Below are 26,364 nucleotides of genomic sequence, written 5' to 3'. Positions count from 1 at the left end.
GCACCATTGGGCCTTTGCCCGATTCCCGCCCGGTCGGAGGGAGAGAGAGTTCGTGCAGAGTTACGTCGTGACAGTCGCCGCCGCGCTCGCCGCGGCGGCGATCGCGTTGGTGCTGGCCCAGGTGGTGCACCGCGTCATCCGCCGCCTCGGCCGCCGCTCGCTGCTGATGACCGAGCTGACCGAGCACGCGCACCGCGCGTTCCAGCTCGCCCTCACCGTGGCGGCGGTGCAGTTTGCGGTCCGGTTCACCACCGCGTACGCGGTCGGCAGCCCGTGGCGGCAGTTCGTCCTGCACACGCTGGTGCTGGCGACGATCGCCGCCACCGCATGGCTGGTGGCCTCGCTGCTGGTGGTGGCGGAGGACACCGCGCTGGCCCGGTTCCGGGTCGACGTGCCGAACAACAGGCACGCCCGCCGGGTGCGCACGCAGGTGGTGCTGCTGCGCCGGCTCACCATCGCGGTGATCGTGATCCTCACGGTCGGCGTGATGCTGATGACGTTCCCGGCCGTACGCGGGGTCGGCGCCGGTGTGCTGACCTCCGCCGGTGTCATCGCCGCGGTCGCCGCGCTGGCCGCACAGAGCCTGCTCGCCAACGTCTTCGCCGGTCTCCAACTCGCGTTCAGCGACGCGGTACGCCTGGACGACGTGGTGGTGGTCGAGGGGGAGTGGGGCCGGATCGAGGAGCTGACGCTCAGCTACGTGGTGGTGCAGATCTGGGACGACCGCCGGCTGATCCTGCCCACCTCGTACTTCACCAGCCGGCCGTTCCAGAACTGGACCCGGACCGAGGCGGCGGTGCTCGGCACCGCCGAGTTCGAGCTGGACTGGGCGATTCCGGTGCAGGCGATGCGGGAGGAGTTGCGCCGCCTGTGCGAGGGCACGGAGCTGTGGGACGGCCGGGTCTGCGTGCTCCAGGTGACCGACGCGACCGGCGGCATGGTCAAGGTCCGCGCGCTGGTCAGCGCCGCCGACGCGGGCAGCCTGTGGGACCTGCGGTGCCTGGTCCGCGAGCACCTGGTGACCTGGGTACGCGACCAGCGCCCGACCGCCCTGCCCCGGCTGCGCGCCGAGGTCGGCGAGGCCACCGGCCCGCTGCCCTGGCAGGCGGTGCAGCCGCGCCGCCCGGTACGCCGCCCGACCGGCACCGAGGCGCCCGACGATGCGCGTGTCTTCGGCGGCAGCGACGACGGCGAGGCCCGCAGCGAGGTGTTCGTGGGCCGGGAGGAGCACGCCGAGGCGCGTCGCTGACCCCGTACCCCCGATCGGAGCCCCCGGCCGCCCACGGCGCCGGGGGTTCGGCGCGTACGAGCGGCTTTCCGGCCGGGCGGGTTTGGCCGGGCCGTTGCGGGGGACGTGGTGCGCACGCCCCGGCACCGGGTTCCGGCGGCGCGCGGCCGGGCGGACCGGCTGCTCCGCGCAGGATTGACGGGCGGCGACTCCGGGCATACAGCGCGGTGATGACGAAAGGAGGACAGCATGGCTGACGTCGCGAGTCGCAGCACGTCGCGGACCGGGAGCGAGCCGTCCACCGCCGAACTGGTACAGCGCGCCACCGAGCAGGTCACCCGCCTGGTGCGGGACGAGCTGGCCCTGGCCCGTGCGGAGCTGACCCAGAAGGGCAAGCACGCCGGGATCGGGATCGGTCTGTTCGGCGGCGGCGGGGTGATGGCGCTCTACGGCGCCGGCGCCCTGGTCGCCACCGTGATCCTGCTGCTGGCGCTTGTCATGCCGGCGTGGCTGGCCGCCCTGATCGTGGCGGTGGCGCTGTTCCTGCTCGCCGGGATCCTGGCGCTGGTGGGCAAGAAGCAGGTCAGCCGTGCCGTCCCGCCGGTGCCCCAGGCGGCGGTCCGCAGCGTTCGGGCGGACGTCGACACGGTCACCGCCGCGGTGAAGGACGGGAGGCGGGCATGACCGGTAACGGGACCGGGGACGTGGCGGCGCTCCGGGAGGAGATCCGCCGGACCCGGGTGGAGCTCGGTGAGACGATGGAGCTGCTCGCGGCCAGGGCCGATCCGAAGGCGCTGGTGCGGCACTCCGCCGAGGCGGCGAAGGCGCGGATGCGGGAGCAGGCGTCGCTGACCGCGGCCCGGGTGCGCGGGCGGGCGGCGGAGCGGGCCCGGCTGGTCCGGGCGCAGGCGTACGAGAAGGGTGAGGCGGTCGGGCGCAACCCGTTGCCGTGGGCGGCCATCGCGGCCGGCGCGCTGGTGACCGCGGTGGTGCTGGTGATCGTCCGAGGGAGGCGCAGGTGAGTGGCAGGGTCGGCAAGGCGGCGTACAAGCCGGTGGGGGTGCTGCTCGGCCTGGCCGCCGGTGCCGTCGCCGGGGCGATCTTCCGTCAGGTCTGGAAGGTGACGGCGGGCGACGGCGAGGCGCCGAGCGCCACCGACGAGGACCGCCGCTGGGGCGAGGTGCTGGCCGCCGCGGCCCTGCAGGGGGCCATCTTCTCGGTGGTGCGGGCCGCCGTCGACAGGGGCGGGGCGGTGGGCGTACGCCGTCTGACCGGTCGCTGGCCGGACTGACGAAAAGGCCGGAAAGGCCCCTTTCCCGAGCGCGGGAAAGGGGCCTTTCGCATGGCTCCGGCGGGCCGCGCAGCGCCGTCCGCACGACCTTCAGGTCACATGTCGGAGAATTTCGTCCGCTAGGCTGTGCGAAGTTTTTGCGTACGTGGTTTGCTGTCTCACGCTGTTGAGAGACGCGTGGGTTGAGAGAAGTCTCCTGCATTGGGGGCCGCCTCAGGCGCCGCTGCTCGAAAACGGCCAATCGGCCGCACGGCGTGCTCGGCCGCCAGTTTTAGAAGGAGATACACATGGCGCAGGGAACCGTGAAGTGGTTCAACGCTGACAAGGGCTTCGGCTTCATCACCGTCGACGGCGGGGGTGCTGACGTGTTCGTCCACTTCTCGGCCATCCAGACCAGCGGCTACCGCACGCTGGAGGAGAACCAGCGGGTGGAGTTCGAGATCGCCCAGGGTCAGAAGGGTCCGCAGGCCGAGCAGGTCCGCCCCATCTGAGCTGACCGCACCGGCCGCGCCGGCCGGTGCCGGAAGCCCCGCATCCCGCACGGGAGGCGGGGCTTCGCCTTACCCGGTGCCTCAGCGGCGTCGCGCCCGCATGCCCCACCAGAGCCCGGCCAGTCCGAACAGGACCAGCACCGGGCCGACCAGCGCCCAGATCCGCTGGTCGCTCATGATGCTGCCCTCGACGTACCCGAGGCCCAGCACCGTCCACAGCGCACCGAGCACCACGGCGAGCAGCCCCAGGGTGAGCCGGAACCAACCCCTCATCGTTCCCCCTCCGACGACGACAGTCCCGCTCCAGCATGCCCGCCGCCGCGCGTGCCCGGCGGCGCCGCGCCGGACGGCCGGCTCACCACCGGTCGTGCACCTGCGGGCGGATCAGCTCGTCGTAGGTGGCCCGCACCGCGGCCAGCTCCACCTCGGTCAGTGCCGGCTGCCCGGCCGCCTCGGCGTTGCGCCGCGCCTGCTCGGGGGAGCGGGCGCCGGGGATCACCACAGTCACGCCGGGCTGGTCGAGAACCCACCGCAGCGCGAACTGCGCCATCGTGCGGTCGTCGCCGACCAGCGGCGCGAGCCGGCGTACCGCCGCCAGGCCGCTGTCGTAGTCCACGCCGGAGAACGTCTCGCCCACGTCGAACGACTCGCCGTGCCGGTTGAACGTGCGGTGGTCGTTCGCCGGGAACGTGGTGTTCTCGTCGTACCGGCCGGAGAGCAGGCCGCTCGCCAGCGGCACCCGGGCGATGATCCCGACCCCGGCGGCAGCGGCGGCGGGCAGCACCCGCTCCAGCGGCTTGTGCCGGACCGCGTTGAGGATGATCTGCACGCTCGCCACACCGGGCCGGGCGATGGCGGTGAGCGCCTGGTCGCAGGTCTCCACGCTGACGCCGTACCCGGCCACGCGTCCCTCGGCGACGAGCGTGTCGAGCGCGTCGAAGACCCGGTCGTCGGCGAAGACGGCGGTGGGCGGGCAGTGCAGCTGCACCAGGTCGAGCGTGTCGACGCCGAGGTTGGCCCGGGACCTGTCGGTCCAGGCCCGGAAGTTGTCGAGGGTGTACGCCTCCGGCGTCTGCTCGACCCGGCGGCCCATCTTGGTGGCCACGGTGAGCCCGTGTCCGGGGCGGGAGCGCAGGAACCGGCCGATCAGGGCCTCGCTGCGGCCGTCGCCGTACACGTCGGCGGTGTCCAGGAAGGTGACGCCCGCGTCGACGGCGGCGGCCAGGACGGCGAGCGCCGCGTCCTCGCTGACCTCGCCCCAGTCCGCGCCGAGCTGCCACGCGCCGAGTCCGATGATGCCGACGTGCCGGCCGAGCCGGTCGAAGCTGCGCTGTTCCACCCGGTCGAGCCTAGTGAGCGGCTTGCCGTGGCGCGCGCCGGGCCGTACGGTCTAACAAGACGTACGTACGGTTTGGAGGCTGTCATGTGGGATCCGCGCACCTACCTGCGCTACGGCGACGAGCGCTCCCGGCCGTTCCACGACCTGCTGGCCCGCGTCGGCGACGAGCACCCGCGCGCCGTGGTCGACCTCGGCTGCGGCCCCGGCACCCTCACCGCCACGCTCGCCGCCCGCTGGCCCGGCAGCCGGGTCACCGGCCTGGACTCCTCCCCGGAGATGATCGAGCGCGCGACCGCCGAGGGCGGACCGGTCACGTACGCCGTCGCCGACGTCCGCGACTGGCGGCCGGAGCCCGACGTGGACGTGCTGGTCGGCAACGCCGTGCTCCAGTGGGTGCCGGAACACCGCGACCTGCTCCGCCGCTGGGCGGCCGCGCTGCCGGCCGGCGCCTGGATGGCGTTCCAGGTCCCCGGCAACTTCGACGCGCCGTCGCACCGGCTGCTGCGCTCCGTCGCCGCCCGGGACCGGTGGCGGGACGCGCTCGCCGGGAAGCTGCGCGAGGCCCCCGTCGACGAGCCCGTCGGCTACGCCACGCTGCTGACCGGCGCGGGCTGCGCGGTCGACGCCTGGGAGACTACGTACGTGCATCTGCTGCCCGCCGCCGGCGCCGACCACCCGGTGCTGGCCTGGATGGAGGGCACCGCGCTGCGCCCGGTCCGCGCCGCGCTGGACGCCGCCGGCTGGGCCGCCTTCCGCGCCGAGCTGGGGGTACGGCTCGCGCAGGCGTACCCGGTGCGGCAGGGTCAGGTGTACTTCCCGTTCCGCCGGATCTTCATGGTGGCCCGCACCGGCGCCCGCGCAGAGGAGAACTCGTGACCGACCTGCCCACCTTCATCGCCGGACTGCCCAAGGTGGAGCTGCACGTGCACCACGTCGGCTCGGCCTCGCCCCGGATCGTCGCCGAGCTGGCCGCCCGGCACGAGGGGCGCAGCCCGGTCCCGGCCGACCCGGAGGCGCTCGCCGACTACTTCGCGTTCCGCGACTTCGCCCACTTCATCGAGGTCTACCTCAGCGTCGTGGACCTGATCCGCGACGCCGACGACGTCTGGCTGCTCACCCACGAGGTCGCCCGGGAACTGGCCCGCCAGCAGGTCCGCTACGCCGAGCTGACCGTGACGCCGTACTCGCACGTCAACCGCGGCATCCCGGCGCCGGCGTTCTGCGAGGCGATCGAGGACGCCCGCAAGCGCGCCGAGGCCGACTTCGGCATCGCGCTGCGCTGGTGCTTCGACATCCCCGGCGAGGCCGGCCTGCCCGCCGCCGAGCAGACGCTGCGGATCGCACTCGACGAACGACCGGACGGGCTGATCAGCTTCGGCCTCGGCGGCCCCGAGATCGGGGTGCCCCGGCCGCAGTTCAAGCCGTGGTTCGACCAGGCGCGGGCGGCCGGGCTGCGTTCGGTGCCGCACGCCGGCGAGACCACCGGCCCGGAGACGATCTGGGACGCGCTGCGCGAACTGGGCGCCGAGCGGATCGGCCACGGCATCTCCGCCGCGCAGGACCCGGCGCTGCTGACCCACCTCGCCGAGCGGCGGATCCCGCTGGAGATCTCGCCGACGTCCAACGTGCGTACGCGGGCCGTGCCCAGCCTGGACGCGCACCCGCTGCCGCTGCTGGTCGAGGCCGGCGTGCCGGTCAGCATCAACTCCGACGACCCGCCGATGTTCGGCACCACGCTCAACGACGAGTACGCGGTGGCCGCCCGGCTGCTGCGGCTCGGCCCGGACGGGGTGGCCGCGCTGGCTCGGGAGGCGGTGGCCGCGGCGTTCCTGACGCCGGCCGAGCAGGCCCGGATCACCGCCGAGATCGACGCGTACCTGGCGAGCGCGGCACGCTGAGCGGCCGTACCGGTGCCGGTCGTCGCGATCCCCGAGGCGGCCGGCGCCGCGCGGTCAGCATCAGCCCGGACAGCGCCAGCGCGGCGAGCGCGGCGGTGGGACCGGGAGCGACGGGTACGGGCCGGACGGGACCGTGCGCGAGGACCGGGTCCTGCCAGACCGCGAGCGTGAGTGCGATGCCCAGGCCGATGACGGCGGCCCAGCGGAGCAGACGACTGACGGCCGGTGGCATGACGGTCACCTCGCGCCCGGGATCGACGGGAGAGCGCGCGCGACGGGAGCGAGGTGTGGGGGGACCGGACTCCCGCCGCGCGCATGATCCGTCGGCCGGAAGGTCTTACGGGGCGTCCCGGCCGACGGAACTGATGGGTTCTGTCAGCGATCCTGGCAGTTCACGCCGGTTTTCCGGCCGTCGTTAAACCACCTTTAAGGAGAACTTGCGCCCGTACACAGTCAGCGGTCAGCGCGGGCGCGGCCAGCGCCGCCCGGGACGCGGCTCGCGTGCCTCCCGGGCCATCCGCCCGACCAGCCCGAACCGGTTCACCGGCCGGGGCGCCGCGTCGGGGTCGGCCAGCAGCATCACCACACTCGCGCCGCCGAGCCGGGCCCGGTCGATGCTCACCGAACCGTTCGCCTGCAACGCGACCCGCTTGGCGATGTCCAGCCCGAGCCCGGTGGAGCCCTTGTCGCTCTCGCCCCGGCGCAACGCCCGGTCCGGGTCGGCGATGCCGGCCCCGGCGTCGTCGATGCGGATCGCCACCCAGCCGTCCCGGCGGCTCACCGCCACCTCGAACGCGGTGCCCTGCGGCGTGTACCGGAACACGTTGCCGATCACCGCGTCCAGCGCGGCGGCCAGCTCGGCGCGGGGCACCGGCGCCGGGATCCGCAACTGGGCACCGACCACCCGGTGCGGCCGGTTCTGGTCACCCGCCAGTGCCGACCAGAAGACCATCCGGTCCCGGACCACCTCGCTCACGTCGCACGACGCCGGCGCCGACTCCTGGGCGACCGCCTTGCGGGTCGTCTTGATGAGCTGGTCGACCTCGCCCTCCAGCGTGACGATCGCCTGCCGGATACGCCGGATGCCGCGCCGCCGGTCCAGCTCCGCCTCGCTGAACGTGCCGATGCTCGTGTCGTCGGACTCCAGCGCCTCGGCGTCCAGCCGCAGCGCGGTCAGCGGCGTACGCAGCCGGTGCGACAGGTCGGCGACCAGTTCGTGCTCGTCGGCGCGCAGCGCCACCAGTCGTTCCGTCATCCGGTTGAACGCGTGCCCGGCCTCGGCCAGCTCACGCGGGCCGGTCGGCTCGACCCGTACCCCCAGCTCGCCGTCACCCACCGCGAGCGCCGCCTTGACCAGGTCGCCGGTGGCGTCCACGGCCCGGGCCGCCACCCGGTCGACCACGGCGACCGCCGCGCCGACCAGCGCCAGGCCGATCGCGAGCAGCAGCAGCCACCGCCCGCCGCCGCCGGAGTCGAGCACCTCGTCGGGGACGAAGACCTCCACCACGGCGACCCGGTCACCCAGCACCACCGGGTCCAGCCGCAGCACCCCGCCGTCCACCTCGGTCACCACCGACCGCCGCTGCGCGGCGGCGTCGGCGAGCACCTGCGGGTTCGCGCGGCCGGCCGACTCGTCAGCGCCGATGCCGTGCACGACCGGCCGCATGGCCGGATCGTCGCCGGCCGCGGCGGCCACCGCCCGTTCGATCGTCGCGGTGTCCGTGCTGACCGCCAGCGCGCCGGTCACCAGCGCGGCCCGGCGGGCGGCGTCGGCCAGCTCCGCCTCGCGGGTGCGGTCGGCGAGGGTGAACCCGAGCGGGACGAGGAAGGCGAGCGCGATCAGGCCGCACAGCCCCGCGGTGAGCCCGGCGAGGCTGAACCTCAGTCCGGCGCCACCAGCCGGAAGCCGACCCCCCGCACGGTGCGCAGGTAGCGCGGCTTCGCCGCGGACTCGCCCATTTTGCGGCGGAGCCAGTACAGGTGAACGTCGATGGTCTGGTCCTCGCCGACCGATGGCTGCCGCCATACCTCCTCCAAGAGTTCCCGCCGGGACACTACCCGGCCGGGACGCGCGGCGAGATACGCCAGCAGGTCGAATTCCTTGCGGGTCAGGGCCAGCGCCTCCCCGTCCAGCACCGCGCTGCGCTCGCCCACGTCCACCCGCAGGCCGCCGACCGTGTGCACGGCCGGCGCGACGGTACGGCTGGCCCGGCCGGCCCGCCGCAGCACAGTGGTGATCCGGGCGTCCAGGTGCGCCCCGGTGAACGGCTTGACCATGTAGTCGTCCGCCCCGGCGCGCAGCAGCCGTACCACCGACTGCTCGTCGTCGCGGGCGGTGGCGATGATGATCGGCACATCGGTGATGCCGCGCAGCATGCGCAGCGCGTCCGAGCCGTCCAGGTCGGGCAGGCCGAGGTCGAGCACCACCAGGTCCGGCGTCTCCGCGGCGACCCGGCGCAGTGCGTCCAGCGCGGTGCCGACGGCGTGCACCGCGTGCCCCCGGTCGGTCAGCGACCGCAGCATGGCGCCGCGCACGACGTGGTCGTCTTCGACCAGCAGGACGGTTGCCACGTCAGCACCGTACTCGGCGTGGCAAGCCGGTCGCGTTGCGGCGGTCCGGCCAACCGGGCAAGCTGGGACGGCGATGACGTTCACGCTCTTCCCCGACACCCGCCTCACGCTCGCCCGCGACGCGCTGGCCGGCCTGTCGGTGGGCGACGCCCTCGGCTCCCAGTTCTTCGTTCCCGGCCGGCACCCGGACGACCTCGCCGCCGGGCGGCTGCCCGCGCCGCCGTGGGAGTGGACCGACGACACCGAGATGGCGTGCTCGGTGGTGGCCGAGCTGGCCGCCGACGGCCGCATCGACCGGGACCGGCTGGCGCTGGCGTTCGCGCAGCGCTGCGAGCCGTACCGGGGGTACGGGCCGGGCGCGGTGACGGTGCTGCGGCTGATCCGCACCGGCACGCCCTGGCCGGTGGCCGCCGCGTCCGCGTTCGACGGGCAGGGCTCCTGCGGCAACGGCGCCGCCATGCGTGTCGCGCCGCTCGGCGCCTGGCACGCCGATTCCACCCGCCGCGCCGCCGAGCAGGCCCGCGCCTCCGCCGAGGTGACACACGCCCACCCGGAGGGCGTCGCCGGTGCGGTGGCGGTCGCGGTCGCCGCCTCGCTCGCCGCCCGCGCCCGCCTCGACGGCGGCCGCCCCGACCCGGCCCGGCTGCTCACCGCCGTCGCCGGGGCGCTCGACCCGGCCGGTGAGGTGCACCGGGGCGTACGCCGGGCCGCCGCGCTGCTCGGTCACTCCGCCGCCGAGGCGGCCGACGCGCTCGGCAACGGCTCCCGGGTCACCGCGCAGGACACCGTGCCGTTCACGCTCTGGGTCGCCGCCACGCTGCTGCACGACTACCCCGCCGCGATCCGCGCCTGCGTCGAGGCGGGCGGCGACGTGGACACCACAGCCGCGATCGTGGGCGGGATCGTTGCCGCGTACACCGGGGTGGGCGCGCCGGGCGGCGTGCCGGAGGGCTGGCTGACCGCCCGCGAGCCGCTCCCCACCTGGCTCCCCACTCCCGCCTGACCGCCCGCCCTCCCTCGCCGGCCGTGGTGGTCGTGGGTGCGCGCGCCGGTTCGGGGAAGTGGCGGGGTCGACGGCGGAGGGATGCAGCCACCTCGGCGAGGTGGAGTCGATCATGCGTTCCGGCGCGCACCACCAGCGGGGACGGGCTCGACGGTCGCGGGGACGTCGGCGGCGGGGGCGGGGGCCGGCTCGGGGGAGCCGGAGCGGGGGTCCGTGTCCGGGCGTCCGGTGGCGGCGGGCTCGTCGGGGGAAGGGCTGTCGTCGGGCGGGAGGGTCATGGTGTCGCGCCGGCGGCGGCTGAGCAGCCAGCCGATCGCCGCGCCACCGGCCAGCCCGGCGAGCAGGCCGCCGCCGAGCAGCAGGTCCGCGCTCGGCCCGTCGTCCGCCGCACCGGCCGCCGGTGCCGTGCCGCCCGGTGCGCCGCCCTGCGCCCCACCGGCATCGCCGGGGGCACCCGCGGCGCCGTGACCGCCGTGCGCGCCGCCGTTCGTACCGGCGCCGCCGTCGTGCGTCACGGTGCCCGGCAGCGGCGGCAGCAGGTCGAGCGTCGGCGCGGGGTGCGCGCCACCCGCCGGGTCCGCCCATCGGACCACAGTGCCGTCGTCGTACGTCTGCGTCACGGTGAACGTGAGCCGGTCGGTGGCGGGCATCGGTCCCATGCCCAGCGGCAGCCGGGCCGCCCCGGTGCCGGTGCCGGGCATCCGCAGCCAGCTCACCGAGTGGGTCACCTGGTTCAGTTCGGCCGCGTGCATGCCGGGGACCGGCTGGTCGAGCGTGCGGGTCGTGATGGTCGGCGCCCAGTCCGGCACCGACAGCGGGTACACCTCGCCGATCGGGGCGTCCGCGGGCATGGTCAGCTCGATCCGGGTGGTCCGGGTGCCGGGCTTGTCCGCCGGGACCAGCACCGACAGTTCGATCGCTTCGCCCTGGCGTACCTGGGCGGGCGAGGTCGTGACGGTCACCCCGGCCGCGTTCGCCGCGCCCGGCCAGCCCACCGTCCCGGCGAGTACGGCCGCCAGCAGCGCAGCCGCCCACCGGCCCTGACGGATCATCCTCATGGTCGTCCCCATCCTTCTCGGCTGGGGTCGGCACCGGCTCCGGCCCCACCTGGTAGTTCGGGCGGCGGGGCGAAAAGGTTCAACACGGCACGGAACTCGCCGAGGACGGGCACCGGCGTCGGCGGCGGTCCGGGTCCGGGCGACCGATAGCATCGCAGGGGCCGGTCACCGGCCCACCAGTACCGTCGACGACAGGAGTCACCGTGTCCGCACCCCGTACCCCCGTCGTGGCCGACCCCGTCGTCGTCGCCGCCGGGACCACGGCGGCCGACGCGGTGGCCGCGGCCGGCCTGCCGATGAGCGGGCCGAAGGCGATCGTGGTGGTCCGCGATCCGCAGGGCCAGCTGCGTGACCTGGACTGGCGCCCGGCCGAGGACGTCGCGGTCGAGCCGGTCACGCTGGACAGCCCGGACGGGCTGAACGTGCTGCGCCACTCCACCGCCCACGTGCTGGCCCAGGCCGTGCAGGACGTCTTCCCGGACGCGAAGCTCGGCATCGGCCCGCCGATCGAGAACGGCTTCTACTACGACTTCGGCGTCGACAAGCCGTTCCAGCCGGACGACCTGACCAAGCTCGAGAAGCGCATGCAGGAGATCGTCAAGTCCGGCCAGCGGTTCCGCCGCCGCCGGTTCGCCGACCTGGACGAGGCGCGGTCCGAGCTGGCCGCCGAGCCGTACAAGCTGGAGCTGATCGAGGTCAAGGGGGAGGGGCTGGACTCCTCCGAGGTGATGGAGGTGGGTGGCGGCGAGCTGACCATCTACGACAACCTCGCCGCGAACGAGGACAAGGTCTGCTGGTCGGACCTGTGCCGGGGCCCGCACCTGCCGAACACCCGGCTGATCGGCGCGTTCAAGCTGATGCGCTCGGCCGCCGCGTACTGGCGCGGGTCGGAGAAGAACCCGCAGCTCCAGCGCGTGTACGGCACCGCGTGGCCGACCCGGGACGAGCTCAAGGCGTACCTGAAGCTTCTGGAGGAGGCCGCCCGCCGCGACCACCGCAAGCTCGGCGCGGACCTCGACCTGTTCAGCTTCCCCGACGAGATCGGGTCCGGCCTGCCGGTCTTCCACCCCAAGGGCGGCGTGCTCAAGCGGGTGATGGAGGACTACGTCCGGGCGCGGCACGTCGAGGAGGGCTTCGACTACGTCGGCACGCCGCACATCTCCAAGGAAGGTCTCTTCCACACCTCGGGACACCTGCCCTACTACAAGGACACGATGTTCCCGCCCATGGAGATGGAGGGCAGCGACTACTACCTCAAGGCCATGAACTGCCCGATGCACAACCTGATCTACCGGTCGCGCGGGCGGTCCTACCGGCAGCTGCCGATCCGCCTGTTCGAGTTCGGGACGGTCTACCGGTACGAGAAGTCGGGCGTGATCCACGGCCTGACCCGGGTACGCGGCTTCACCCAGGACGACTCACACTCCTACTGCACCCGCGAGCAGGCGCCGTCCGAGATCAAGCACCTGCTCGGCTTCGTGCTCAGCCTGCTGCGCGACTTCGGCATCGACGACTTCTACCTGGAGCTGTCGACCCGCGACGAGTCGAAGCCGGACAAGTTCGTCGGCTCCGACGAGGACTGGGCGACCGCGACCGCCGTACTGGAGCAGTGCGCGCTGGAGACCGGCCTGGAACTGGTGCCGGACCCGGGCGGCGCGGCGTTCTACGGCCCGAAGATCTCCGTGCAGGCCAAGGACGCGATCGGCCGGACCTGGCAGATGTCGACCATCCAGTACGACTTCAACCAGCCCAAGGGCTTCGGGCTGGAATACCAGGCCGCCGACGGCACCCGGCAGCAGCCGGTGATGATCCACTGCGCCAAGTTCGGGTCGATCGAGCGGTTCATCGGCGTGCTCACCGAGCACTACGCGGGCGCGTTCCCGGCCTGGCTGGCGCCGGTGCAGGTGGTCGGCATCCCGATCCGCGACGAGCACGGCGACTACCTGGTCGACTTCGCCGCGACGCTGCGCCGGCACGGCATCCGGGCCGAGGTCGACCTGGGCGACGACCGGATGCAGAAGAAGATCCGCAACGCGCAGCAGCAGAAGATCCCGTTCATGGTGATCGCCGGTGACGACGACGTGGCCGCCGGCACCGTCTCGTTCCGCTACCGGGACGGCTCGCAGCGCAACGGCGTGCCGGTCGACGAGGCGGTGGCGCACGTCCGCGAGGTGGTGGAGTCGCGCACCAACGCCGGCCCCACCGCCACCGCCGCCGAGTAGACGCTCCGCCGACCGCGCCGACCGCGCCGACCGCGCCGACCGCGCCGACCGCGCCGACCGCGCCGCCCGGGCGGCGGCGCGGTTCGGCGGCGGCCCGGCCCGGATCGTAGGATCGCCTGTGTGACAGGGGCGGAGCGGCACACCGGGTACGGCGGCGACGACGGTCTGGCGGACGGGCTGGACCGGCTCTGGACGCCGCACCGGATGACCTACATCTCCGGCGAGGACCGTCCCGAGGGCGGCTACGAGAAGCCGGCCGGCTGCCCGTTCTGCCTCGCGCCCGGCCTGCCGGCCGAGGAGAGCCTGGTGGTCGCCCGCGGCGAGCACGTCTTCGCTGTGCTCAACCTCTACCCGTACAACCCGGGGCACCTGCTGGTCTGCCCCTACCGGCACGTGGCCGACTACACCGAGCTGGACGAGCCGGAGACGGTCGAGCTGGCCGCGTTCACCAAGGCCGCCATGCGGGTGGTCCGGCACGTCTCCAGCGCGCACGGCTTCAACCTTGGCATGAACCAGGGTGGCGTGGCGGGCGCGGGCATCGCCGCGCACCTGCACCAGCACGTGGTGCCGCGCTGGGGCGGCGACGCCAACTTCATGCCGGTGATCGGCCGGACGAAGGTGCTGCCGCAACTGCTCGCCGACACCCGGGAGCTGCTCGCCAAGGCGTGGGCGGCGGCCTGACGGGGGCCCGCCCCGACAGTACGATCTCGCGCATGGCTCTCCTGCACCGCGCGGAACTGCGCCCCTCGAAACTGGAGCTGCTCGCCGGCTGGCTGCCCGGCCGGCAGTGGTTCGCCGGCGAGGCCGGCGCGCCGGTCACCCGCGTCGCGGCGTACCGGTTCGACGACCCGGCCGGCGAGGTCGGCATCGAGACGCTGCTCGTGCGCGCCGGTGACGGCCCGGTGCTCCAGGTGCCGCTGACCTACCGGGGCGCGCCGCTGGCCGGGGCGGACGAGCACCTGGTGGGCGTCATCGAGCACTCGGTCCTCGGCCGCCGCTGGGCGTACGACGCCTGCGGCGACCCGGTGTACGCGCCGCTGCTGGCCGCCGCCGTGCTCGCCGACGCCGGTCAGGCCGAGGAGTACTTCGAGGTCGACGGGAAGCGCGAGGTGCGCCCGGTGAGCATGACGCTGACCGGCAGCCGTACCGCCCGTCCGGTGCCGACGGGTCCGGTTTCGGCAGGTCCGGGTGACGGCGGCGTGACGGTGGTCCGGGTGGGGGACGTCGAGCTGGCGGTGGTCCGGCGGCCCGTACCGGCCGACGTGCCGGAGGCGGGCGGCCTCGCCGGCGCCTGGCCGGGTCAGGACGAGCCGGTGCTGCTGGCGTACGCGCGCTGACGGCTCGCCGGGCGGCGGCGTTCCTCATCGGAGCCGGATCGAAGGGACGACAGCGGACCGATATGCCTCAGAGGCATATTCATGACTCTGAGGCATATCGCGTTCACCACGACCGTGCACCGCCGGGCGTCACGCGGCGTGACCGCGACCTTGCTCAGGGGTCAGGAATCGGCCCGTGTACGCCGGGAAGGTGACAGGATGCGGCGGTGGCAGTCGACACGCGACAGTTGGGGCGCAGCGGCATCGAGGTGAGCGCCCTCGGCATGGGGTGCTGGGCGATCGGCGGCCCGTGGGCCGAGGGTGCCCGGCCGCTGGGCTGGGGCCGGGTCGACGACGACGAGTCGGTACGCGCCGTCCGCCGCGCGCTCGACCTCGGCGTCACCCTGTTCGACACCGCCGACACGTACGGCGCCGGGCACGGCGAGCGGGTGCTCGGCCGGGCGCTCGCCGGCCGGCGTGACGAGGCGGTGATCGCCACGAAGTTCGGTTACACGTTCGACGAGCGGACCCGGCAGGCCACCGGCGAGAACGCCTCGCCGCACTACCTGCGCCGGGCGGTCACCGGCTCGCTGCGCCGGCTGGGCACCGACCGCATCGACCTCTACCAACTGCACCTGGGCGACCTGCCGCTGCCCCGGGCCGAGGCGCTCATCGGCACGCTCGACGACCTGGTCGACGCCGGCCTGATCCGGGCGTACGGGTGGAGCACCGACCGGGCCGACCGGGCCGCCGCCTTCGCGCAGGTCGCCCGCGGCGCCGCCGCCGTGCAGCACGCGCTGTCGGTGCTCCGGGACGCCCCGGCCATGCTCGACGCCTGCGACAAGCACGACCTCGCCGGCCTCGCCCGGGGGCCGCTCGGGATGGGTCTGCTCACCGGCAAGTACACGCCGGAGTCCACGCTGCCCCGCGACGACGTACGCGGACTCGGGCCGACCTGGCTGGAGTGGTTCCGCAGCGGCCGGCCCGCCCCGGAGTGGCTGCGCCGGGTCGCCGCCGTGCGCGACGCGCTGACCGCCGACGGACGCACCCTGGCCCAGGGGGCGATCGGGTGGATCTGGGCGCGCAGCGACCGGGCCGTGCCGATCCCCGGTGCCCGTACCGTCGCGCAGGTCGAGGAGAACGCGGCCGCGCTGGCCCGGGGCCCGCTCGCCCCGGACCAGTTCGCCGAGGTGGAGCGGCAACTGGCGGCGGTACGCTCGGCCGCGCTCCGGGACGCCGATCGCCCCCACTGGCCGATGCCCCCGGTCCCCGCCGTCCGCCCCTGACCGAGCCTCCCGCGCCACCCGCTCCGCCACCCCGCCCTCGTCGGCGGCGATCTTGCAGTTGTGGCCCGCATGTTGTCGGGAATGCCCCCTTTGCGGGGGCCGCAAGTGCAAGATCGCGGGGGAGGGCGAGGGAGGGCGGGCGCGGGTGGGGGAGGGCGGCGGGGTCAGCGAGTGGTGGACTCCTTGCGGGCCTGGTCGGCGAGGTGGGCGGGCATGGGGTCGTGGCGGGCGAACTCGCGGCGGAACGTGCCGGTGCCGGCCGTCATCGAGCGCAGCTCGACCGCGTACCGCAGCAGTTCGGTCGCGGGCACCTCGGCGCGGACGAGCGTGCGGCCCTCGGCATCCGGGTCCGGCTCGGTGCCGAGCACCCGGCCACGCCGCCCGGACAGGTCGCCCATCACCGCGCCGACCGACGAGTCGGGCACCCGTACGGTGATCTCGTCGACCGGCTCCAGCAGCGCCGGCTGGCCCTTCTCGGCGGCGTCGCGCAGCGCCAGCGCGCCCGCGGTCTGGAACGCCGCGTCGGAGGAGTCGACGCTGTGCGCCTTGCCATCGACGAGCGTCACCCGCAGGTCCACCACCGGGCAGCCGGCGATCAGGCCGCGTTCCATCTGCGCCCGTACCCCCTTCTCCACCGAGGGGATGTAGTTGTGCGGGACCGCGCCGCCGACCACCCGGTCGACGAACTCGAAGCCTGAGCCCCGGGGCAGCGGCTCCACCTCGATGTCGCAGACCGCGTACTGGCCGTGGCCGCCGGACTGCTTGACGTGCCGGCCGTGCCCGCGCGCGGCGGCGGTGAACGTCTCGCGCAGCGGCACCCGGACCGGTTCGGTGTCCAGCTCGACGCCGCCGCCGCGCAGCCGGTCGAGCACCACGTCGGCGTGCGCCTCGCCCATGCACCAGAGCACAAGCTGGTGGGTCTCCGGGTTGCGTTCGAGCCGCAGCGTCGGGTCGCCGGCGACCAGCCGGGACAGGTTGCGGGCCAGCGCGTCCTCGTCGGCCCGGCTGCGCGCCACGATCGCCACCGGCAGCAGCGGCTCCGGCATCTCCCAGGGCGCGATCAGCAGCGGGTCGTCCTTGGCCGAGATGGTGTCGCCGGTCTCCGCGCTGCCCGACTTGGTGATCGCGCACAGATCACCGGCGACGCAGGCGGGCACCTCGCGCAGCGTCGCCCCCAGCGGGCTGTAGACGTGGCCGACCCGCTCGTCGGCGTCGTGGTCCGGGTGGCCGCGCTCGGCCATGCCGTGGCCCGACACGTGGATCACCTGGTCGGGGCGGAGCGTGCCGGAGAAGACGCGCACCAGCGAGACCCGCCCGACGTGCCGGTCGACAGTCGTCTTGACCACCTCGGCGACGAGCGGGCCGTCCGGGTCGCAGGTCAGCGGCGGGCGGGGCGAGCCGTCCACACCGGTGACGGCGGGCAGGTCGTGCTCCAGCGGCGACGGGAACGCCGCGACCAGGCCGTCGAGCAGCGCGTCCAGGCCGACGCCGGTCTCCGCGCACACCGGCACCACCGGGTAGAAGTGGCCGCGGGCGACAGCCGTCTCCAGGTCGGTGATCAGCACCTCGGGGTCGATCTCCTCACCGCCGAGGTAGCGGTCCATCAGGGTCTCGTCCTCGCTCTCCGCGATGATCCCCTCGATCAGCTCGTCGCGGGACTCCTGGATGGCCGGCAGGTGCTGCGGGTCCGGCTCGCGTACCGCCGCGGGCAGCCCGCCGGAGTAGTCGAACACCCGGCGGGTGATCAGCCCCATCAGCCCGGCCACCGACTCGCCGTCGTCGCCGAGCATGGGCAGGTAGAGCGGGAGCACGTTGTCGCCGAAGACCCGCTGGCACAGCGCCACGGCCTCGTCGAAGTCGGCGCGCGGGTGGTCCAGCCGGGAGACGGCCACCGCCCGGGGCATGTCGACGGCGGCGCACTCCTCCCAGAGGGCGGCGGTGGCGGCGTCCATGCCGTCGACGGCGGAGACCACGAACAGGGCCGCGTCGGCGGCGCGCAGCCCGGCGCGCAGCTCGCCGACGAAGTCGCCGTATCCCGGGGTGTCCAGCAGGTTGACCTTGACGTCGCGGTGCACCAGCGGGGCGCACGCCAGGCTCACCGAACGCTGCTGGCGTACGGCGGCGGGGTCGTGGTCGCAGACGGTGGTGCCCTCGGTGACGGCGCCGGCCCGGCCGATCGTGCCACTGGCGGCCAGCAGCGCCTCGACGAGCGTCGTCTTGCCGGCACCGGAGTGCCCGACGAGCACCACGTTGCGAACCCTGCCGGGCTCGGTCACCACCGGCGCGCCGCCGGTGACACCCTTCTCGTTCTTCTGCGCCATCGCGGCGCACCTCCCTCAACCGGTGGTGGTGGCGACCGCCGCGGGCGACGGGGGAGCGGACCCGGGACGGGCGCCGCGGCGATATCTTCCGGTGATCTCCTGCTGGACGGGAACGCGGACCGGTGATCCGGTGAACTGGCTCACCTCCTGGCTCGATCTCACACCCGCAGGGGTGCCCGCACAAGGGCCGCCGGGCGGGTCGTACGCCCGGCTGTGTCCCTGGCGGTTGCGGGCCGTTATCGTGGGACCGCCATGGCGAAGATCTTCCAAGTGACGGCCCGCGCGGGCATGACCCGCGTCGTGGAGCCGGTCGCCCGCGCGCTGCTGCGTGCGGGCGTGTCCCCCAATGCGGTCACCGTGACCGGCACCGTCGGCGTGCTCGTGGGCGCGCTCGGCTTCGGCGCGCGCGGCCATCTGGTCGCCGGCGCGCTGATCGTCACGGTCTTCGCCCTCACCGATCTGCTCGACGGCACGATGGCGCGGATGAGCGGCGGGTCCACCCGGTTCGGGGCGTTCCTCGACTCGAGCATGGACCGGGTCGCCGACAGCGCGGTGTTCGGCGCGGTCGCGTACTGGCTGGCCACCGAGCACGACTACTCGGGCGTGGCGGCGGCGCTGATCTGCCTGGCCGCGGGCGGTCTGGTCTCCTACGTCAAGGCCCGCGCCGAGGGCCTCGGGATGACCTGCAACGTGGGCATCGCCGAGCGCACCGAGCGGCTGCTCATCGTCGGCGTCGGCGGCCTGCTCACCGGCGTCGGGGTCCGTCCGGCGCTGGAGATCGCGCTCTGGCTGCTCGCCGCCGTCTCGATCTTCACGGTGGGCCAGCGGATGGCCCACGTGTACCGCCAGGCCCAGCGGGTCGGCGCCGAGTGAACCTCACCGAGGCGGGCTTCGTCGCGGGCTGGCGCCTGGTCCGGGCGCTGCCCCGGCCCGTCGCGGCGGCGGCCTTCCGGATGGGCGCCGACCGCGCCCACCGCAAGGACGGCGGGGGTACGCGTCGACTGCGCGCCAGCCTGCGCCGGGTGGTCGGACCGGAGATGCCCGACGCGGAGCTGGACGTGCTGGTGCGTGCCGGGCTGCGCTCGTACGCCCGGTACTGGATGGAGGCGTTCCGGCTGCCCGGCCTGAGCCGCGCCGAGATCCTCGCCGGGTTCCGCCTCGACGGGCAGGAGCTGCTCGCCGCCGACGTGGCGGCCGGGCGCGGTGCCGTGGTGGCGCTGCCGCACGCCGGGAACTGGGACGCGGCGGGTGCCTGGGTGGCTGCCACCGGCTGGCCGATGACCACGGTGGCCGAGCGGCTTCCGGACGGCGTCTACGAGCGATTCGTCGGGTTCCGGGAAGGGCTGGGAATGGAGATCCTGCCCAACCACGGCGGCCCGCGTCCCGCGTTCGACGTGCTGGTGGACCGCCTGCGCGCCGGCTACGTGGTGCCCCTGCTCGCCGACCGGGACCTGTCCGCCCGGGGCGTGGAGGTCGACTTCTTCGGCGGCCGGACCCGGATGCCGGCCGGGCCGGCGCTGCTGGCCATCCGCACCGGCGCCCCGCTCTACGTGGCCTCGATGTGGTACGAACCGGACGCGGCGTGCGCCTCGATCGAGGGCCCGCTGCCGCTGCCGGACCCGGACAGCGCGCCGCTCGACGAGCGGGTCCGCACGGTGACGCAGCGGATTGCCGACGGTCTGGCGGCGGGCATCGCCCGGCATCCGCAAGACTGGCACATGTTGCAGCGGATGTGGCTGGACCAGGGCCGGGACGGTACGCCCACGTCGGCGCAGCCACCGGCCACCACCGGGACGGTCTAGGGGGGCGCAGTGCGTATCGGCATCGTGTGCCCGTACTCGTTCGACGTGCCGGGCGGCGTGCAGAACCACGTCATGGACCTGGCCGAGGCGCTGCTCGGGCTCGGTCACGAGGTGAGCGTCCTGGCACCCGCCGACGAGGATTCGGCGCTGCCGCCGTACGTGGTGTCGGCCGGCCGGGCGGTGCCGCTGCCGTACAACGGGTCGGTGGCCCGGATCGCGTTCGGCCCGGTCTCCACCGCCCGGGTGCGCCGCTGGATCACCCGTGGCGAGTTCGACGTGCTGCACGTGCACGAGCCGCTCACGCCGAGCCTGTCGATGCTGGCGGTGCTCTGCGCCCGCGGCCCGGTGGTGGCCACCTTCCACACCGCGATGACCCGCTCCCGGGTGATGTCGGCCGCGCAGGGCGTGCTCCAGATCGTGCTGGAGCGGATCACCGCCCGGATCGCGGTCAGTGCGCTGGCCCGCAAGGTACAGGTCGAGCACATGGACGGCGGCGCGGTGGAGATCCCCAACGGGGTGGCGGTGGCGAAGTTCGCCGGGGTGCCGCCACTGCCGGGCTGGCCGGGGGAGTGCGCCCCGGGCACCGGCGGCACGCTGGGGTTCCTGGGCCGCTTCACCGAGCCGCGCAAGGGCTTCCCGATCCTGCGGGACGCGTTCGTCGCGCTGGCTCCGCACCGCCCCGGCCTGCGCCTGCTGGTCGCCGGCCCGGGTGACGCCGACGAGCTGTACGGGCGGTTCCCGGCCGGGCTGCGCGACCGGGTCACGTTCCTCGGCCTGGTCTCCGAGGCGGACAAGGCACGCATGCTGCGCAGCGTGCACCTCTACGTCGCACCGAACACCGGAGGGGAGTCCTTCGGGATGATCCTCACCGAGGCGCTCGCCGCCGGCACCACGGTGGTCGCCAGCGACCTGGACGCGTTCCGCCGGGTGCTCGACGGCGGGCGGGCCGGCCGGCTGTTCCCGACCGGCGACGCGGCCGCGCTGGGCGCCGCGCTGTCCGAGCTGCTCGACGACGACGGCCGCCGGGCCGGGCTGACCGCCTGCGGCGACCAGGTGGTGGCGAATTTCGACTGGCCCGTGGTTGCCCGCCGCGTTCTGGAGGTATACGCAGCCGCGATCGAGGCCACCGACGGCCGGGTCATGGACCAGGAGTGGGCGGGTCTGGGCTGACCGCTGTGGCCGCTGCGGCCGCTGTGACGAGCGCGTCGACCGGTGCACCGCGCCGGCCGGCCGGGATGAGGAGCAGCACTACGATGCCGGGCATGTGGTGGGTGGTGGGCGCGGTCGCGGTGCTCGGGCTGCTCTCGGCGTACCTGATCTGGACCTCCGGCCGGGTGCAGCGGCTCCAGGTCCGCGCGGACTCGGCGGCCCGCGCGCTCGACGCGCACCTGCTGCGCCGCGCGGCCGCCGCCGCGGTCCTGGCCGAGCAGCGGTACGGCGTGGAGCTGTACGCCGCCGCCCGGATCGCGCTGGACGCCGCCCCGGAGGAGCGCGAGGCGGCCGAGAACGACCTGACCCGGCAGTTGCGCGCGGTGCGGCTGGACCCGGACGACCCGGCCTGCGCGGCGGTGATCGCGGCCAGCAGGCGGCTGGGGCTGGCCCGGCAGGTGCACACCGACCTGGTCCGGGACGCCCGCTCGGCGCGGGGGCGTCCGGTGGTGCGGCTGTTCCGGATGGGACGCGGGCGGGAGTGGCCGCGCTACTTCGACATCGACGACCCCACGCTGGCCTCGCACGCGGATGTGACCACCGGCTGACGCACCGGCCGTGACGGGGGCCACACGGCAGGCCACCGGGGGTTCGATTGGCGCTCGGATCGGCGCCGTGCCGGTCGTAGCATTCCTGCGCAGTCACCTCCCGAGCACGCCGAGGAGCGATGTCCCGTGTCTGAATCCGCAGCCCCGACCACCGCCACCGCCGTCGGCACCGCCCGCGTCAAGCGCGGCATGGCCGAGATGCTCAAGGGCGGTGTGATCATGGATGTGGTCACCCCCGAGCAGGCGAAGATCGCCGAGGACGCCGGCGCGGTCGCCGTGATGGCCCTGGAACGCGTGCCGGCCGACATCCGCGCGCAGGGCGGCGTGTCCCGGATGAGCGACCCGGACATGATCGACGGCATCATCCAGGCCGTCTCGATCCCGGTGATGGCCAAGGCCCGCATCGGCCACTTCGTCGAGGCGCAGGTCCTCCAGGCCCTCGGCGTCGACTACGTCGACGAGTCCGAGGTGCTGACCCCGGCCGACTACGCCAACCACATCGACAAGTGGGCGTTCACCGTCCCGTTCGTGTGCGGTGCGACGAACCTGGGCGAAGCGCTGCGCCGGATCACCGAGGGCGCCGCGATGATCCGCTCGAAGGGCGAGGCGGGCACCGGTGACGTCTCCAACGCCACCACCCACATGCGCAAGATCCGGCAGGAGATCCGCCGGCTCCAGTCGCTGCCCTCCGACGAGCTGTACGTGGCGGCCAAGGAGCTGCAGGCCCCGTACGAGCTGGTCAAGGAGGTCGCCGAGCAGGGCAAGCTGCCGGTCGTGCTGTTCACCGCGGGCGGCATCGCGACCCCCGCGGACGCGGCCATGATGATGCAGCTCGGCGCCGAGGGCGTCTTCGTCGGCTCGGGCATCTTCAAGTCCGGCAACCCGGCTCAGCGGGCCGCCGCGATCGTCAAGGCGACCACGTTCCACGACGACCCGGACGTGCTCGCGAAGGTCTCCCGGGGGCTGGGCGAGGCGATGGTCGGCATCAACGTCGACGAGATCCCCCAGCCGCACCGCCTGGCCGAGCGCGGCTGGTGAGTGCAAGGAAGGGCCCCCTGTTAACGCCTGCGGTAGAGGCGGGGCCCCCTTTTAACACCCCGGAGGGAGCATCGTGGCCGTACCGGTGATCGGCGTGCTCGCCCTGCAGGGCGACGTACGCGAGCACGTCGCCGCGCTGGCCGGGGTGGGCGCGGACGCCCGGCCGGTGCGGCGGCCGGGCGAGCTGGACGCGGTCGACGGCCTGGTGGTGCCCGGCGGCGAGTCGACCACGATCAGCAAGCTGGTGGACATCTTCGAGATGCGCGAGCCGATCGACAAGCGGATCGCCGCCGGCATGCCGGTCTACGGCTCCTGCGCCGGCATGATCATGCTGGCGGCGGAGGTGCTGGACGGCCGCCCCGACCAGCGCGGATTCGCCGGCGTCGACATGACGGTGCGGCGCAACGCGTTCGGCCGCCAGGTCGACTCGTTCGAGGCGCCGGTGGCGCTCACCGGCGTCGACGGCGGGCCGTTCCACGCGGTGTTCATCAGGGCGCCCTGGGTGGAGCGCGTCGGCCCGGACGTCGAGGTGCTCGGCCGGGTGACCGAGGGGCCGGCGGCGGGCCGGATCGTCGCGGTACGGCAGGGCAACCTGCTGGCCACGTCGTTCCACCCCGAGCTGACCGGCGACCTGCGCCTGCACCGGTCCTTCGTGGAACTCGTCCGGGCCGCCTCCTGAGCATCCGGTCCGTCCCTGGTTGTGCCGGTTCGGGCGGCCTCGGGCGGGCCGGTGCCGTGCGGCGCGTGACAGTCACCCGGCCCTCGCCGGTAGGATTGCCGAGATTCGGCAGGGCCATCAGCCCGCCGCGGCTCCCAGCGAAGATCACGGCACCTCGACGTGCGCCGGCGGGGGAGCGGGGCGTGTGCGGTGCGGTCGATGCAGACGGCGGGTAGCAACGGAGGTAACAGATGTCCGGCCACTCAAAGTGGGCGACGACCAAGCACAAGAAGGCGGTCATCGACGCCAAGCGCGGCAAGATGTTCGCCAAGCTGATCAAGAACGTCGAGGTGGCGGCCCGTACCGGCGGTGGTGACCCGGCCGGCAACCCGACTCTCTACGACGCCATCCAGAAGGCGAAGAAGAACTCGGTCCCGAACGACAACATCGATCGCGCGGTCAAGCGCGGCTCCGGCCTGGAGGCCGGCGGCGCCGACTGGCAGACGATCATGTACGAGGGCTACGGGCCGAACGGCGTGGCGATGCTGATCGAGTGCCTCACCGACAACCGCAACCGCGCCGCGACCGAGGTGCGCACCGCCCTTACCCGCAACGGCGGCTCGCTGGCCGACGCCGGCTCGGTGTCGTACATGTTCTCCCGCAAGGGCGTGGTGATCGTCCCCAAGGCCGGCACCAGCGAGGACGACGTGATGATGGCCGTGCTCGACGCGGGCGCGGAGGAGGTCAACGACCTCGGCGAGGCGTACGAGGTGGTCTCCGAGCCGGGTGACCTGGTCGCGGTCCGCACCGCGCTGCAGGACGCCGGCATCGAGTACGAGTCGGCCGAGTCCTCCCTCATCCCCAGCGTGAACGTGCCGCTGGACGAGGAGGGCGCGCGCAAGATCTTCAAGCTGATCGACGTGCTGGAGGACTGCGACGACGTGCAGAACGTCTACGCCAACTTCGACGTCTCCGACGAGGTCATGGCCGCCGTCGGCTGACCCCGCCCGACGTGCCGAGCGCCGGCCCCCGGATCCCCGGGTGGCCGGCGCTCGGCGTCTCGCACGGTCAGCCGATCGGTTCGCGCTGCCGCCACGCCGCCCGCACCGAGGTCCGCCCGTTGGTGCGCAGCAGCGAACCCTCGTAGATCCGCGCCCCGGCGAGCAGGAACCCGGCGGCCGCGAGCAGCAGCAGCGCCAGCGACACGATCGGCTCCCACGGCGCCGCGTCGCCGGTGAACAGCCGTACCGGCATCGCGGTCGGCGAGGAGATCGGCAGGTACGACAGGATCCGCATCGCGGCGGCGTTGTCGTTCAGGAAGATCACCGCGAAGAACGGCGCCATCACCGCGAGCTGCACCGGCGTGGACGCCCCGGCGATGTCCTCCTGCCGGTTCACCAGCGCACCGGCGGCCGCCCACATCGCCGCGAGCAGCAGGAAGCCGCACAGGAAGAACGGCACGAACCAGCCGATCGCGGGCGCGATCAGGCCCAGCAGGTCGCCGCCGTCGGTCAGGCGCATGCCGATCAGCGCGACTGCCGCGATCAGGGTGATCTGTCCCAGCGCCAGCGCGCCCGCGGCGAGGATCTTGCCGGCCAGCAGCGCCCGGGCCGGCACGGCGGCCACCAGGATCTCCACGATCCGGGTCTGCTTCTCCTCGGTGACGCTCTGCGCGATCTGCAACCCGAACGTCTGGGACATGAAGAAGAAGACGAACGCGAAGGCGAACGGCACCAGGTACGCGACGAGCGGATCCACCGCGTCCGGGTCCAGCAGCTTCACCTGCGGGGCCGCGCTGATCGCGGAGACCACGTCGTCCGGGGCCCGCTCGTCGGCGACCACGAGCGGACCGGCCACCACCGCGGCGTCCGCGTCGCCGTCGCGTACCGCCTGCTCGGCGGCGCCGTCGTCGGCGACCACGAGGACGTCCAGCCCCGCCGCGCGCAGCGGTTCGGCACCGGCGGCGGTCACCGCCACAGTGGACGGACCGCTGCTCATCATCGCCGGCACCACTGTGGCGACGACGGCGAGCAGCAGGAAGATCAGCGTGCTGTAGAGGAACGTCTTGTCGCGGACCTTGACCTTGATCTCGCGGGCCGCGACCAGCCGGGTGGCCTGGAACGTGTTCACTGGTTGACCTCTCGGAAGATCTCGGCGAGGGACGGGGTGACCGGGCCGAACGCGCGCACCGGGCCGCGGGCCAGGGCCGCGCGCAGCACCGCCTGGTCGTCGGCGGGCGGGTCCACCTCGAACACGGCGCGGGCGCCGTCGAGGTCGACCAGTCGCACGCCGGGCTGGTCGCGCAGCCAGCCGGCGTCGCCGTCCACCACGAGCGAGAACCGGGGCAGCGTGTACGCGGCGCGCAGCTCCTCGCGGGCGCCGGCGGCCCGGATCGTCCCGCCCGCGATGAGCACCAGGTCGTCGCAGAGCCGTTCCACCACGTCGAGCTGGTGGCTGGAGAACAGCACCGGCGCTCCGGCGGCGGCGCGTTCCCGCAGCACCGCCACCACCATGTCGACTGCGAGCGGGTCGAGCCCGGAGAACGGCTCGTCCAGGATCAGCACCTCCGGGTCGTGCACCAGCGCGGCGGCGATCTGCGCCCGCTGCTGGTTACCCAGCGACAGCGTCTCCAGCAGGTCGTCGGCCCGCTCGCCGAGACCGACCCGCTCCAGCAGCGCGTCGGTACGCCGGCGCGCCCCGGCGGCGTCCAGCCCGTACAGGCGGCCGAGGTGAACCACCTGCTCGCGGGGGGTCATCTTCGGGTAGAGGCCGCGTTCCTCCGGCATGTAGCCGAACCGGGCCCGGGCCTCGCGCGCGAGCGGCCGCCCCCGCCACGTCACCTGCCCGGCGTCCGGGGCGAGCACGCCGAGGATGATCCGCATGGTGGTGGTCTTGCCGGCGCCGTTGGCGCCGACGAATCCGGTCATGCGCCCTGCGGTCACGTCGAAGGAGACGTCCTTGAGCACCTGACGGCCGCCGAAGGTGCGGTCGACGCCGTCGAGGCGGAGCACGCTTGTCATGATCCCGACGCTACGGCCGGCCCCCGCTCCCGTCGTCCCACCACGGGGCGATCACGGGGTCCGTC

Annotated in this window: 27 protein-coding genes; 19 read left to right on the top strand and 8 right to left on the bottom strand. The window is 74.0% G+C overall.

Annotated features, from left to right (window positions below):
* Positions 1-52 precede the first annotated feature (52 nt).
* The 5 genes from FB454_RS07110 to FB454_RS07090 all read left to right on the top strand — a co-directional run bounded on the left by FB454_RS07110 (position 53) and on the right by FB454_RS07090 (position 3,010).
* Positions 53-1,249 (top strand): mechanosensitive ion channel family protein, encoded by a 1,197-nt coding sequence (locus FB454_RS07110; protein ID WP_013285413.1) that lies wholly within the window; start codon positions 53-55, stop codon positions 1,247-1,249.
* A gap of 228 nt (positions 1,250-1,477) precedes the next feature.
* Positions 1,478-1,912 carry a phage holin family protein gene (locus tag FB454_RS07105; RefSeq protein WP_013285414.1) on the top strand — a complete coding sequence of 145 codons (435 nt, stop codon included), beginning with the start codon at positions 1,478-1,480 and terminating at the stop codon, positions 1,910-1,912.
* Complete coding sequence (locus FB454_RS07100; RefSeq protein ID WP_013285415.1) at positions 1,909-2,250, top strand: DUF3618 domain-containing protein; 342 nt, start codon at positions 1,909-1,911, stop codon at positions 2,248-2,250. The genes FB454_RS07105 and FB454_RS07100 overlap by 4 nt, the downstream gene beginning before the upstream one ends.
* On the top strand, positions 2,247-2,519 hold the full coding sequence (locus FB454_RS07095; RefSeq protein WP_013285416.1) for a DUF4235 domain-containing protein: 273 nt from the start codon (positions 2,247-2,249) through the stop codon (positions 2,517-2,519). The genes FB454_RS07100 and FB454_RS07095 overlap by 4 nt, the downstream gene beginning before the upstream one ends.
* Before the next feature lie 287 nt (positions 2,520-2,806).
* Positions 2,807-3,010 (top strand): cold-shock protein, encoded by a 204-nt coding sequence (locus FB454_RS07090; protein WP_007075740.1) that lies wholly within the window; start codon positions 2,807-2,809, stop codon positions 3,008-3,010.
* An 81-nt stretch (positions 3,011-3,091) separates the two neighbouring features.
* On the opposite strand, the gene FB454_RS07085 is transcribed toward FB454_RS07090, so the two are convergent.
* Positions 3,092-3,283, bottom strand: coding sequence for a hypothetical protein (locus tag FB454_RS07085; RefSeq protein WP_013285417.1), 192 nt, complete (start codon positions 3,281-3,283; stop codon positions 3,092-3,094).
* A gap of 82 nt (positions 3,284-3,365) precedes the next feature.
* The gene (locus FB454_RS07080) at positions 3,366-4,349 is read right to left on the bottom strand and encodes an aldo/keto reductase (protein ID WP_013474845.1); all 984 of its coding nucleotides are present in this window, start codon (positions 4,347-4,349) and stop codon (positions 3,366-3,368) included.
* Between the two features lie 84 nt (positions 4,350-4,433).
* Here FB454_RS07080 and FB454_RS07075 point away from each other — a divergent pair, with 84 nt between their 5' ends.
* Positions 4,434-5,225, top strand: coding sequence for a trans-aconitate 2-methyltransferase (locus FB454_RS07075; RefSeq protein WP_145822678.1), 792 nt, complete (start codon positions 4,434-4,436; stop codon positions 5,223-5,225).
* Positions 5,222-6,247, top strand: coding sequence for an adenosine deaminase (locus tag FB454_RS07070; RefSeq protein WP_013285420.1), 1,026 nt, complete (start codon positions 5,222-5,224; stop codon positions 6,245-6,247). Before FB454_RS07075 ends, FB454_RS07070 begins: the two co-directional genes overlap by 4 nt.
* 460 nt (positions 6,248-6,707) lie before the next feature.
* On the opposite strand, the gene FB454_RS07060 is transcribed toward FB454_RS07070, so the two are convergent.
* Both FB454_RS07060 and FB454_RS07055 read right to left on the bottom strand, forming a co-directional pair.
* Positions 6,708-8,099, bottom strand: a complete 1,392-nt coding sequence (locus FB454_RS07060; protein WP_176739827.1) for a HAMP domain-containing sensor histidine kinase — start codon at positions 8,097-8,099, stop codon at positions 6,708-6,710.
* A 29-nt stretch (positions 8,100-8,128) separates the two neighbouring features.
* Positions 8,129-8,818, bottom strand: coding sequence for a response regulator transcription factor (locus tag FB454_RS07055; RefSeq protein ID WP_013285422.1), 690 nt, complete (start codon positions 8,816-8,818; stop codon positions 8,129-8,131).
* Between the two features lie 73 nt (positions 8,819-8,891).
* Between FB454_RS07055 and FB454_RS07050 the strand changes: the two genes are divergently transcribed.
* The gene (locus FB454_RS07050) at positions 8,892-9,821 is read left to right on the top strand and encodes an ADP-ribosylglycohydrolase family protein (RefSeq protein WP_013474848.1); all 930 of its coding nucleotides are present in this window, start codon (positions 8,892-8,894) and stop codon (positions 9,819-9,821) included.
* A gap of 110 nt (positions 9,822-9,931) precedes the next feature.
* Here the strand turns inward: FB454_RS07050 and FB454_RS07045 are convergent, their stop codons facing one another.
* Positions 9,932-10,879, bottom strand: coding sequence for a DUF1775 domain-containing protein (locus FB454_RS07045; RefSeq protein WP_145822677.1), 948 nt, complete (start codon positions 10,877-10,879; stop codon positions 9,932-9,934).
* 203 nt (positions 10,880-11,082) lie between these two features.
* Between FB454_RS07045 and thrS the strand changes: the two genes are divergently transcribed.
* From thrS to FB454_RS07025, 4 genes are all read left to right on the top strand, one after another.
* The gene (gene thrS / locus FB454_RS07040) at positions 11,083-13,101 is read left to right on the top strand and encodes a threonine--tRNA ligase (RefSeq protein WP_030270305.1); all 2,019 of its coding nucleotides are present in this window, start codon (positions 11,083-11,085) and stop codon (positions 13,099-13,101) included.
* 120 nt (positions 13,102-13,221) lie between these two features.
* Positions 13,222-13,782 carry an HIT family protein gene (locus FB454_RS07035; protein ID WP_013285426.1) on the top strand — a complete coding sequence of 187 codons (561 nt, stop codon included), beginning with the start codon at positions 13,222-13,224 and terminating at the stop codon, positions 13,780-13,782.
* Between the two features lie 32 nt (positions 13,783-13,814).
* Positions 13,815-14,438, top strand: a complete 624-nt coding sequence (locus FB454_RS07030; RefSeq protein ID WP_030270303.1) for a CG0192-related protein — start codon at positions 13,815-13,817, stop codon at positions 14,436-14,438.
* A 263-nt stretch (positions 14,439-14,701) separates the two neighbouring features.
* Positions 14,702-15,703, top strand: a complete 1,002-nt coding sequence (locus FB454_RS07025; RefSeq protein WP_052166144.1) for an aldo/keto reductase — start codon at positions 14,702-14,704, stop codon at positions 15,701-15,703.
* A gap of 164 nt (positions 15,704-15,867) precedes the next feature.
* Here the strand turns inward: FB454_RS07025 and FB454_RS07020 are convergent, their stop codons facing one another.
* Positions 15,868-18,024, bottom strand: a complete 2,157-nt coding sequence (locus tag FB454_RS07020; RefSeq protein WP_013285429.1) for an elongation factor G-like protein EF-G2 — start codon at positions 18,022-18,024, stop codon at positions 15,868-15,870.
* Positions 18,025-18,276: 252 nt separating this feature from the next.
* Between FB454_RS07020 and pgsA the strand changes: the two genes are divergently transcribed.
* The 7 genes from pgsA to FB454_RS06985 all read left to right on the top strand — a co-directional run bounded on the left by pgsA (position 18,277) and on the right by FB454_RS06985 (position 24,280).
* Entirely contained in the window at positions 18,277-18,897 is a 621-nt protein-coding gene (pgsA, locus tag FB454_RS07015; protein WP_013285430.1) for a phosphatidylinositol phosphate synthase, read from the top strand.
* On the top strand, positions 18,894-19,826 hold the full coding sequence (locus FB454_RS07010) for a phosphatidylinositol mannoside acyltransferase (RefSeq protein ID WP_145822676.1): 933 nt from the start codon (positions 18,894-18,896) through the stop codon (positions 19,824-19,826). Before pgsA ends, FB454_RS07010 begins: the two co-directional genes overlap by 4 nt.
* Before the next feature lie 9 nt (positions 19,827-19,835).
* Positions 19,836-20,996 (top strand): glycosyltransferase family 4 protein, encoded by a 1,161-nt coding sequence (locus tag FB454_RS07005; RefSeq protein ID WP_013285432.1) that lies wholly within the window; start codon positions 19,836-19,838, stop codon positions 20,994-20,996.
* Between the two features lie 83 nt (positions 20,997-21,079).
* Positions 21,080-21,583: a hypothetical protein gene (locus tag FB454_RS07000; protein WP_013285433.1), complete on the top strand. Its 504-nt coding sequence runs from the start codon at positions 21,080-21,082 to the stop codon at positions 21,581-21,583.
* Positions 21,584-21,709: 126 nt separating this feature from the next.
* Positions 21,710-22,621, top strand: coding sequence for a pyridoxal 5'-phosphate synthase lyase subunit PdxS (pdxS, locus tag FB454_RS06995; protein WP_013285434.1), 912 nt, complete (start codon positions 21,710-21,712; stop codon positions 22,619-22,621).
* A gap of 73 nt (positions 22,622-22,694) precedes the next feature.
* Complete coding sequence (gene pdxT / locus FB454_RS06990; protein WP_013285435.1) at positions 22,695-23,300, top strand: pyridoxal 5'-phosphate synthase glutaminase subunit PdxT; 606 nt, start codon at positions 22,695-22,697, stop codon at positions 23,298-23,300.
* 230 nt (positions 23,301-23,530) lie between these two features.
* A complete protein-coding gene (locus FB454_RS06985) occupies positions 23,531-24,280 on the top strand; it encodes a YebC/PmpR family DNA-binding transcriptional regulator (protein ID WP_013285436.1) in 750 nt (249 codons plus the stop codon).
* A gap of 67 nt (positions 24,281-24,347) precedes the next feature.
* On the opposite strand, the gene FB454_RS06980 is transcribed toward FB454_RS06985, so the two are convergent.
* Positions 24,348-25,409, bottom strand: coding sequence for an ABC transporter permease (locus FB454_RS06980; protein WP_145822675.1), 1,062 nt, complete (start codon positions 25,407-25,409; stop codon positions 24,348-24,350).
* Complete coding sequence (locus FB454_RS06975) at positions 25,406-26,299, bottom strand: ATP-binding cassette domain-containing protein (RefSeq protein ID WP_145822674.1); 894 nt, start codon at positions 26,297-26,299, stop codon at positions 25,406-25,408. Before FB454_RS06975 ends, FB454_RS06980 begins: the two co-directional genes overlap by 4 nt.
* Positions 26,300-26,364: the final 65 nt, after the last annotated feature.

Source organism: Micromonospora sp. CNZ297 (assembly GCF_007827625.1).
Note: the sequence above shows the minus strand (reverse complement) of the source record. Positions and strands in the feature narration are given on the sequence as shown.

What these genes read in the sequence shown, in the direction of transcription:
- FB454_RS06985 (WP_013285436.1), top strand. Translation starts at nt 23,531, where the DNA reads ATGTCCGGCCACTCAAAGTGGGCGACGACCAAGCACAAGAAGGCGGTC.
- FB454_RS07085 (WP_013285417.1), bottom strand. Translation starts at nt 3,283, where the DNA reads ATGAGGGGTTGGTTCCGGCTCACCCTGGGGCTGCTCGCCGTGGTGCTC.
- FB454_RS07000 (WP_013285433.1), top strand. Translation starts at nt 21,080, where the DNA reads ATGCCGGGCATGTGGTGGGTGGTGGGCGCGGTCGCGGTGCTCGGGCTG.
- FB454_RS07045 (WP_145822677.1), bottom strand. Translation starts at nt 10,879, where the DNA reads ATGAGGATGATCCGTCAGGGCCGGTGGGCGGCTGCGCTGCTGGCGGCC.
- FB454_RS07100 (WP_013285415.1), top strand. Translation starts at nt 1,909, where the DNA reads ATGACCGGTAACGGGACCGGGGACGTGGCGGCGCTCCGGGAGGAGATC.
- FB454_RS07105 (WP_013285414.1), top strand. Translation starts at nt 1,478, where the DNA reads ATGGCTGACGTCGCGAGTCGCAGCACGTCGCGGACCGGGAGCGAGCCG.
- FB454_RS07050 (WP_013474848.1), top strand. Translation starts at nt 8,892, where the DNA reads ATGACGTTCACGCTCTTCCCCGACACCCGCCTCACGCTCGCCCGCGAC.
- pgsA (WP_013285430.1), top strand. Translation starts at nt 18,277, where the DNA reads ATGGCGAAGATCTTCCAAGTGACGGCCCGCGCGGGCATGACCCGCGTC.
- FB454_RS07020 (WP_013285429.1), bottom strand. Translation starts at nt 18,024, where the DNA reads ATGGCGCAGAAGAACGAGAAGGGTGTCACCGGCGGCGCGCCGGTGGTG.
- FB454_RS07025 (WP_052166144.1), top strand. Translation starts at nt 14,702, where the DNA reads ATGGGGTGCTGGGCGATCGGCGGCCCGTGGGCCGAGGGTGCCCGGCCG.
- FB454_RS07030 (WP_030270303.1), top strand. Translation starts at nt 13,815, where the DNA reads ATGGCTCTCCTGCACCGCGCGGAACTGCGCCCCTCGAAACTGGAGCTG.
- FB454_RS07075 (WP_145822678.1), top strand. Translation starts at nt 4,434, where the DNA reads ATGTGGGATCCGCGCACCTACCTGCGCTACGGCGACGAGCGCTCCCGG.
- FB454_RS06975 (WP_145822674.1), bottom strand. Translation starts at nt 26,299, where the DNA reads ATGACAAGCGTGCTCCGCCTCGACGGCGTCGACCGCACCTTCGGCGGC.
- FB454_RS07090 (WP_007075740.1), top strand. Translation starts at nt 2,807, where the DNA reads ATGGCGCAGGGAACCGTGAAGTGGTTCAACGCTGACAAGGGCTTCGGC.